Annotated in this window: 6 protein-coding genes; 3 read left to right on the top strand and 3 right to left on the bottom strand. The window is 74.6% G+C overall.

The window, feature by feature from the left end:
- Both VIM19_19305 and VIM19_19300 read right to left on the bottom strand, forming a co-directional pair.
- On the bottom strand, window positions 1-279 hold a 279-nt coding region (locus VIM19_19305; protein ID HEY5186992.1), incomplete at its 3' end, for a gamma-glutamyl-gamma-aminobutyrate hydrolase family protein.
- A gap of 4 nt (window positions 280-283) precedes the next feature.
- Complete coding sequence (locus VIM19_19300) at window positions 284-982, bottom strand: gamma-glutamyl-gamma-aminobutyrate hydrolase family protein (protein ID HEY5186991.1); 699 nt, start codon at window positions 980-982, stop codon at window positions 284-286.
- A 145-nt stretch (window positions 983-1,127) separates the two neighbouring features.
- Here VIM19_19300 and moeZ point away from each other — a divergent pair, with 145 nt between their 5' ends.
- Complete coding sequence (moeZ, locus tag VIM19_19295) at window positions 1,128-2,306, top strand: adenylyltransferase/sulfurtransferase MoeZ (GenBank protein HEY5186990.1); 1,179 nt, start codon at window positions 1,128-1,130, stop codon at window positions 2,304-2,306.
- A 26-nt stretch (window positions 2,307-2,332) separates the two neighbouring features.
- Here moeZ and VIM19_19290 read toward each other — a convergent pair whose 3' ends face one another.
- Complete coding sequence (locus VIM19_19290; GenBank protein HEY5186989.1) at window positions 2,333-4,876, bottom strand: lysylphosphatidylglycerol synthase transmembrane domain-containing protein; 2,544 nt, start codon at window positions 4,874-4,876, stop codon at window positions 2,333-2,335.
- A 30-nt stretch (window positions 4,877-4,906) separates the two neighbouring features.
- Here VIM19_19290 and VIM19_19285 point away from each other — a divergent pair, with 30 nt between their 5' ends.
- Complete coding sequence (locus VIM19_19285; GenBank protein ID HEY5186988.1) at window positions 4,907-5,212, top strand: MGMT family protein; 306 nt, start codon at window positions 4,907-4,909, stop codon at window positions 5,210-5,212.
- Window positions 5,213-5,264: 52 nt separating this feature from the next.
- Window positions 5,265-7,703, top strand: a 2,439-nt coding sequence (locus VIM19_19280) for an ATP-dependent helicase (protein ID HEY5186987.1), incomplete at its 3' end; no start/stop codon positions are given.

Below are 7,703 nucleotides of genomic sequence, written 5' to 3'. Positions count from 1 at the left end.
GGCGGCGTCCCGGTCGGGGCGCAGCCCCGCGGTCTCGTGGTGCGGCTGCTGGCCGTAGCGGGCCGGGTCCAGGTCGGCGCCGCCGGCGAGCAGCAGCCCGTCGAGGACGCCGAGCAGCGGGTCGTCGTCGCCGTCCGTCGTGGGTGGGACGACGACGGCCCGGCCGCCGGCCTGCTCGACCTGGCGCACGTAGGCGTGCGGGACCAGCGCGGCGGTCGTGTCCCAGACCCCCCAGCGGGCCTGCTCGACGTAGGACGTGATGCCGATCAGCGGACGCATGCCCTCATGATCGCACCAGGGCCACCCCGACGAGGGCCTCGAACAGCCGGGGGTCACCGGTCATCTCCGGGTGCCACTGGACGCCGACGGCGAACGGGTGCCGGCCGGTGTCGACCTCGGCCGCCTCAATCAGGCCGTCGGGGGAGTGCCCGGAGACGACCAGGTGACCGGCGTCGGCGATCCCTTGGTGGTGCCCGGAGTTGGCCAGGACGCGCTCGCCCAGCAGACCGTGCAGCCGGGTTCCGGGGACGAGGGTGACCTCGTGCTCGGTCCACTCACCGCCGTGCCCCCCGTGCTGCTCGTGCCCTGGGGTCGCCGGCAGGTGCTGGTGCAGCCGACCGCCGCTGGCGACCGCGAGCAGCTGAAGGCCCCGGCAGATGCCCAGCACGGGGACCCGATGGTCGAGGGCGGCCACCAGGAGGTCCAGCTCGGCATCGTCCTGGTCGTTGCGGACGTCTGAGGTCTCCGGACCGGCCGTGGCCCCGTAGCGACCAGGGTCGAGGTCAGCCCCGCCGCTGAGCACCAGGGCGTCGAGCCGCGGCAGCACCGCGGCAGCGTCGGCATCCGGTGGGAGGACCACGGGGTGCCCGCCGGCCGCCTGCACGGCGCGGACGTAGGCCGCCGGGACGAGGGCGACCTCGTCCCGCCACAGGCTCCAGGTGGCCCGGTCGAAGGAGGCGGTGATCCCGACCAGCGGTCGCATGGACGACAGTGCATCACGGGTCGGCCGCCCCTGGCCCTGCTGCTGATGGCCACGACCCGGGTCGGGGGAATCGGACCCGGTCTGGCACCGTTGACGGTTGAACGATCTGTCCGAACCTGCCCTCACCTGATCACCGGAGCGTCCCGTGTCCCTTCCGCCGTTGGTCGAGCCTGCCGCCGAGCTGACCGTCGACGAGGTCATGCGCTACAGCCGCCACCTGATCATCCCGGACGTCGGGATGGCCGGGCAGAAGCGCCTGAAGAACGCACGGGTGCTGTGCGTGGGCGCGGGTGGACTCGGTTCTCCGGCGCTGATGTACCTGGCCGCGGCCGGGGTCGGCACGCTGGGCATCGTCGAGTTCGACGTCGTCGACGTGTCGAACCTGCAGCGGCAGATCATCCACGGGGTCAGCGACGTCGGCCGGTCCAAGGCCGAGTCGGCGCGGGACTCCATCAAGGAGATCAACCCGTACGTCGACGTCGTCCTGCACGAGGAGCGGCTGGACTCCTCCAACGTCATGGACCTGTTCGCCCAGTACGACCTGATCGTCGACGGCACCGACAACTTCGCCACCCGATATCTGGTCAACGACGCGTGCGTGCTGCTCGGCAAGCCGTACGTGTGGGGCTCGATCTACCGCTTCGACGGCCAGGCGTCGGTGTTCTGGGCCGAGCACGGACCCTGCTACCGGTGCCTGTACCCGGAGCCGCCCCCGCCCGGCATGGTGCCGTCGTGCGCCGAGGGTGGCGTGCTCGGGGTGCTGTGCGCCTCGATCGGCTCGATCCAGGTCACCGAGGCGATCAAGCTGCTGGCGGGGATCGGCGACCCACTGCTCGGCCGGCTGATGATCTACGACGCCCTGGAGATGAGCTACCGCGAGGTCGGTGTCCGCAAGGACCCCGAGTGCGCTGTCTGCGGCAAGAACCCGACCGTCACCGAGCTGATCGACTACGAGGCGTTCTGCGGGACGATCTCGGACGAGGCGGCCGTGGCGGCCCGCGACTCGACGATCACGGCGCTGGACCTCAAGGCCATGAAGGACGCCGGCGAGGACTTCTTGCTCGTCGACGTCCGGGAGCCGGGCGAGTACGAGATCGTCAGCATCCCGGGCTCGGTGCTGATCCCCAAGGGCGAGATCCTCGACGGGTCGGCGCTGGAGCGGCTGCCGCAGGACAAGCGGATCGTCCTGTACTGCAAGGTGGGCGGCCGCTCGGCGGAGGCGTTGGCCGTGGTCAAGGGCGCCGGGTTCGCCAACGCCGTCCACCTCGGCGGCGGGGTGATCGCCTGGGTCACCCAGGTCGAGCCGGACAAGCCCGTCTACTAGCTGCCCCGTGACGGCTCGCGGCGGGGTCAGAGGTCGCCGCTGCGCTGCAGGCCGGTGAGGGACAGCCAGCCGACCGGGATCGGCAGCCAGAACGTCACCAGCCGGTAGAGCAGCACCGCGGAGATTGCGGTCGCGCCGTTGAGCCCGGCCGCGGTGAGGCCTGCTGACATGGCCGCCTCGACGCCGCCCAGGCCGCCGGGGGTTGGCACCGCCGAGCCGACCACGGCCCCGGCCAGGTACACCACGGCCACCGCCGGCAGCGTCAGCTGGCCGCCGAACGCCCGGGTCGACGCGTCCAGGCAGAGCACGTAGGCCAGGTTGAGGACCAGCGCGCCGCCCAGCCCGGTGGCCAGCCGGGCCGGGTGCTGGAACACCGCAACGAGCCTCGGCACCACCTGGCTGAGCAGCGGCCGGACCCGGGCGACCAGCAGCCGGCGTCCGGCCGGCACCGACAGCCCGATCAGCGCGATCAGCACGACCACGAGCACCGCGATCACCGCGCCCTGCGGCGGGGAGAACGACGCCTGCGGGCCGGTGCCGGCCAGCACGCCGAACAGCACCAGCAGCAGCAGGTGGCTCACGAACATGGCCAGCTGGGCGAGTCCCACGCTGCCGACGGCGACCGCCGGCTCGACCCCCTGGCGCTGCAGGAAACGGGCGTTCAGCGCCACCGTGCCCACCGCGGTCGGCGCCACCAGGCCGGTGAACGACACCGCGAACTGGGTGAGCACGGCCTTGATGAAGTTGATCTTCTGCGTCACGAACCCGACGACGGTCATCGCCGCCCCGGCGTAGGTGACCACCGACAGACCGAGCGCGACCGCTCCCCAGCGCCAGTCGGCCGCCCGGATCACCGAGCCGAGGTCCACCTGCGCGAGCTGGGTGACGATCACGTAGGCCGCCACGACCAGGCCGATGGTCGCGACCACCGTCCGCCAGGAGACCCGCTCGAGCTTGACCTCCTCGACCGAGGTGTCCTCCGGGACGACGGCCAGGATCCGCTCCCGCAGGTCGTGCAGCAGCCGCTTGTCCGTCCGCAGGGCGCTGCGGGTCGGCCGGGCCAACGCGATGCGCTGCAGCAGCGGCAGCGCGCGGACCAGCTCCTGGGCCCCGAGCACCGCGTGGGCGGAGCTCACGGCCCGCTCCGCGCCGACCCGTAGGGCGAGCGTGGTGAGCAGCTGGGCGGTGTCCAGCCGCAGCGGCAGGTCGCCGGCAGCCACCTCCCCGCCGCTGACGTTGATCAGTGCGACGCCGCCGTCCGGGGTGAGCAGCAGGCTTTCCTCGCTGAGACCCCGGTGCGCGAGCCGGCGGGCCTGCAGGCCCTTGAGCGCCCGCCAGGCCGCCTCCAGCCGGGCGTCGTCGAGAAGCTCGTCCTGGACCGGCAGGATCACCGTGTCGCCCACGTGCCCGCCCGTGGGCGTCTTGCCGTCCTCGTCCGCAGCCGCCTCCGGGGGCGGCTCCGGCAGCGGCTCCAGCGGCGCGGTCTCGCTGTCCGACGTCATCGGGACCTCGGACAGCAAGACGCCGTCCAGATGCCGCAGTGCCACCAGCGCGGCGTACGGGCCGACCTCGGTGACGGCCATCAGCTCGGGCGTCGGCACCCCGGCCTGCTGAACCGCCAGCGCCATCAGCGCCGCGTGGTCCACCGCGCTGCGGACGGTGTAGAACCCCCGACGGGTGGCCGGGCCCTGCAGCCGCAGCAGCCGCCAGGCCCGACTGAACAGGTTCGAGCCGTACGTGTCCCGGTCCAGCACGTTGACCCGCACCGTTTCGTCGTGCCCGTCGGGGCAGCGGACGGTGGCCAGGTAGCGGCGGGGCTCGATCGAGTCCACCACGATCCGCTCGAGCTTGCGCACCGGGATGCTCGAGTCCAGCAACGCCTCGGCGACCCGCCGTCCGGACGGCCGGGTGCTCGCCGCGCCGAGCAGGGTGCGCACGAGCAGCCCGATGACCCAGCCGAGGAGCAGCGAGAAGCCGGTGGCCAGCACGGTGACATCCCCGGACAGCACCCCCGTCGTGGCCACCGAACCGACGAACACGGCGGCCGCACCGCGCAGCGCCGGGCGCCCGGACAGGTCGGCCAGCGCGAGGAACGCGACCACCCCGACCAGCAGGGTCTGCACGGGCAGCGAGCGGCTGCCGTCGGGCAGCACCTTGGTGAGCGCCTCGAGCAGCCGGCTTGGCTGGTAGTTGACCACCCAGTAGCGGAACCCGAGGGCCACCACCACGGCGAGGGTGGCCGCGACGAGGGCGTCGAGCAGCTGCCAGATCCGCCGCCGGACGATCAGGTCGATGCTCACGGCGACCGGCAGGGCCAGCGTGCCGACGCCGCTGACGAAGGTGACGACGCTGAGGATCAGCCGGGGCAGGCCGGTGGCGGCGCCGAGGAGGTCCTGCTCGAGTCCGGCCGCGGTGCCCACGGCGAGGCTGCCGATCGCCAGCACGACGACGAGCAGGACGGTGGCGACGATCAGCCGCACCGCATCCGCCGGGCGCCGCACGTGCCGGGGCAGCGGAGGCTCGATGACGGCGACCCCGCGCTCGCTCGTCGTGCGTTGCGTCGCCGCCACGCGTCGATCGTGCCATGCGAGGATCGACGGGTGATCCCTCCCGCGCCGGACGACTATGCCGAGGAGGTGCTGGCCCTGGTAGAGCGGATCCCCCCGGGGCGGGTGCTCACCTACGGCGACCTGGCCGGGCTGGTGGGCCGGGGCGGCCCCCGGCAGGCCGGCACCGTGATGGCCACCTGGGGTGGCGGCGTGCCCTGGTGGCGGGTGGTGCGGGCCGACGGGCGCCCGGCCACCGGTCACGTTCGGGAGGCGCTCGAGCGGCTGCGCTCGGAGGGGACACCGCTGCGGCCCGGCGGCGACCGGGTGGACCTGGGCCGCTGCCGGTTCACCCCCTGACCGCTCGGCCCGGACAGCCTGGGGACGGCGGCCCGGAGAATGTCGGACCTCCATGGTTGGCTGGGACGTCGTGGGGGAGGTGGCCCCCGAGAGGGGGGCGCAGGCGGTGACCACGAGGTCAGCGAGCACGACTTCGGCAGGTCGCGGCGCGTCGGCGGGCCACCTCCCCACGTACCGGCTGCTGGGCGGTGCGCTGCCCGCTGTCCGGGTCCCCACGCTCGACCCGGCGCAGCAGGCCGTGGTCGACCGGGTCCGGCAACCCGGGCACGGGCCGCTGCTGGTGCTGGCCGGCCCGGGCACCGGCAAGACCACCACGGTGGTCGAGGCGGTCGTCGCTCGCGTCCAGGCGGGCACCGACCCGGACCGGGTGCTCACGCTGACCTTCAGCCGCAAGGCGGCGGCCGAGCTGCGGCAGCGGATCGGGGCCCGGCTGGGCCGCACCGTCGCCGCGCAAGGCGCCTGGACCTTCCATGCCTTCGCCTTCGCGCTGGCGGGGGAGACCAGGGCGCCGGAGGACGTCGGGCGTCCGCTGAGCCTGCTGTCCGGGCCGGAGCAGGAGCTGGTGGTCCGCGAGCTGCTGGCCGGTCAGGTCGCCGAGCGCACCGTCAGCTGGCCGGCCGACCTGAGGGTCGCGCTGCCCACCCGGGGCTTCGCCGACGAGGTCCGCGCGCTCGTGGCGCGGGCCCGCGGGCTCGGGCTGGAGCCGGAGACCCTGCGCACGTTCGCCGAGCCCGAGCGCCCCGACTGGGTGGCGGCCGCGGGGTTCCTCGCGGAGTACCTCGAGGTGCTCGACGCGCAGGGGGCACTCGACTACGGCGAGCTGGTGCAGCGGGCCGTGGTCCACGCCGAGTCGCCCGACGGGCAGGCCCTGCTGCGCTCCCGGTACGACCTCGTGGTCGTCGACGAGTACCAGGACACCGATCCGGCCCAGGAGCGGCTGCTGCAGGCCATTGCCGGGTCCGGCCGAGACCTCGTCGTCGTCGGCGACCCCGACCAGGCGATCTACTCCTTCCGCGGCGCGGTCGTGCGCGGCCTGCTGGACTTCCGCGACCGGTTCCCCCGCAGCGACGGCCAGCGCGCCGAGGTGCGGACCCTGGCGGTGTCCCGCCGGGCCGGCGCCGTGCTGCTGGCCGCCTCCCGGGCGCTGGCCGAGCGGATGCCGCTGGCCGGCTCCGGCCTGGCCGAGCACCTGCGGGAGCACCGCCGGCTCGAGCCCGGGCCGGGCCCTCGGCCCGGGTCGGTCGAGGTGCGGACCTACGCCAGCCCCGGCCTGCAGCTGAAAAGCGTCGCGGACGCGCTGCGCCGCGAGCACCTGGACGCCGGGACACCGTGGTCGTCGATGGCCGTGCTGGTGCGCTCGGGGGCGAGGTCAGTGCCCGGCGTGCGCCGGGTGCTCGGCGCGGCCGGCGTCCCGGTGGAGGTGGCCGGAGACGAGCTGCCGCTGGCCCGCGAGCCCGCCGTCCAGCCGCTGCTCCTCGCGCTGCGGGTGGTCGACGACCCGGCCGAGCTGACCACGCAGGCGGCCAGGGCGCTGTTGCTGTCCCCGCTGGGGGCGGCCGACCCCACCCTGCTGCGCCGGCTCGGGCGGGCGCTGCGCGACGACGAGCGGGCGGCGCTGCTCGCCGGCGACGAGGTCGGGGCCCGGCTGCCGCGACCGTCCGACGAGCTCATCCGCGAGGCGGTGGCCGAGCCCGAGCAGGTCGCCACCCTGGACGACCGGCTGGCTGCCCCGGTGCGCCGGCTCGGTGGACTGCTGCGGGCTGCCCGCCCGGTGGCGCACAGCGGGGGCAGCGCCTACGAGGTGCTGTGGGCGCTGTGGTCGGGCACCCCCTGGCCGCAGCGGCTGGAGCGCTCCGCCGCTGCCGGAGGCCCCGCTGGTCGGGCCGCCGACCGTGACCTCGACGTCGTAGTGGCGCTGTTCGACGTCGCTGCCCGCGACGAGCAGCGGGTCGAGCACCGTGGGCTGGGTCCGTTCCTGGACCAGCTCGAGGCCCAGCAGATCCCGGCCGACACGCTGGCCGAGAAGGGGTTGCGCCGGGACGCCGTGCGGGTGCTCACGGCCCACCGGAGCAAGGGCCTGGAGTGGGACGTCGTCGCCGTGGTCGACGTCCAGGAGGACGTCTGGCCGGACCTCCGGCACCGCGGCTCGCTGCTGCAGCCCGAGCGGCTGTCCGCCGACGGGCTGGTAGAGGCGCCGCCGTCCTGGGCCGCGCTGGCCGAGGAGCGCCGGCTGTTCTACGTGGCCGTCACCCGGGCCCGGCGTCGGCTGCTGGTCACGGCCGTCGACTCGCCGGAGGACGACGGGGTGCGACCGTCCCGGTTCATCGCCGAGCTCGGGATCGAGCCGCTGCCGGTCCGCGATCGGCCGCGCCGGCCGCTGACCCTGCCGGCGCTGGTGGCCGAGCTGCGCTCGGTCGCGGCCGACCGGCAGGCCCCGGCCCGGCTCCGGGCGGAGGCCGCTCGGCGGCTGTCCGAGCTGGCGGCAGCGGCC

The organism is Actinomycetes bacterium (assembly GCA_036510875.1).
Taxonomy (GTDB): Bacteria; Actinomycetota; Actinomycetes; order Prado026; family Prado026; genus DATCDE01.
This window is presented reverse-complemented; position numbering and strand designations above follow the sequence as displayed.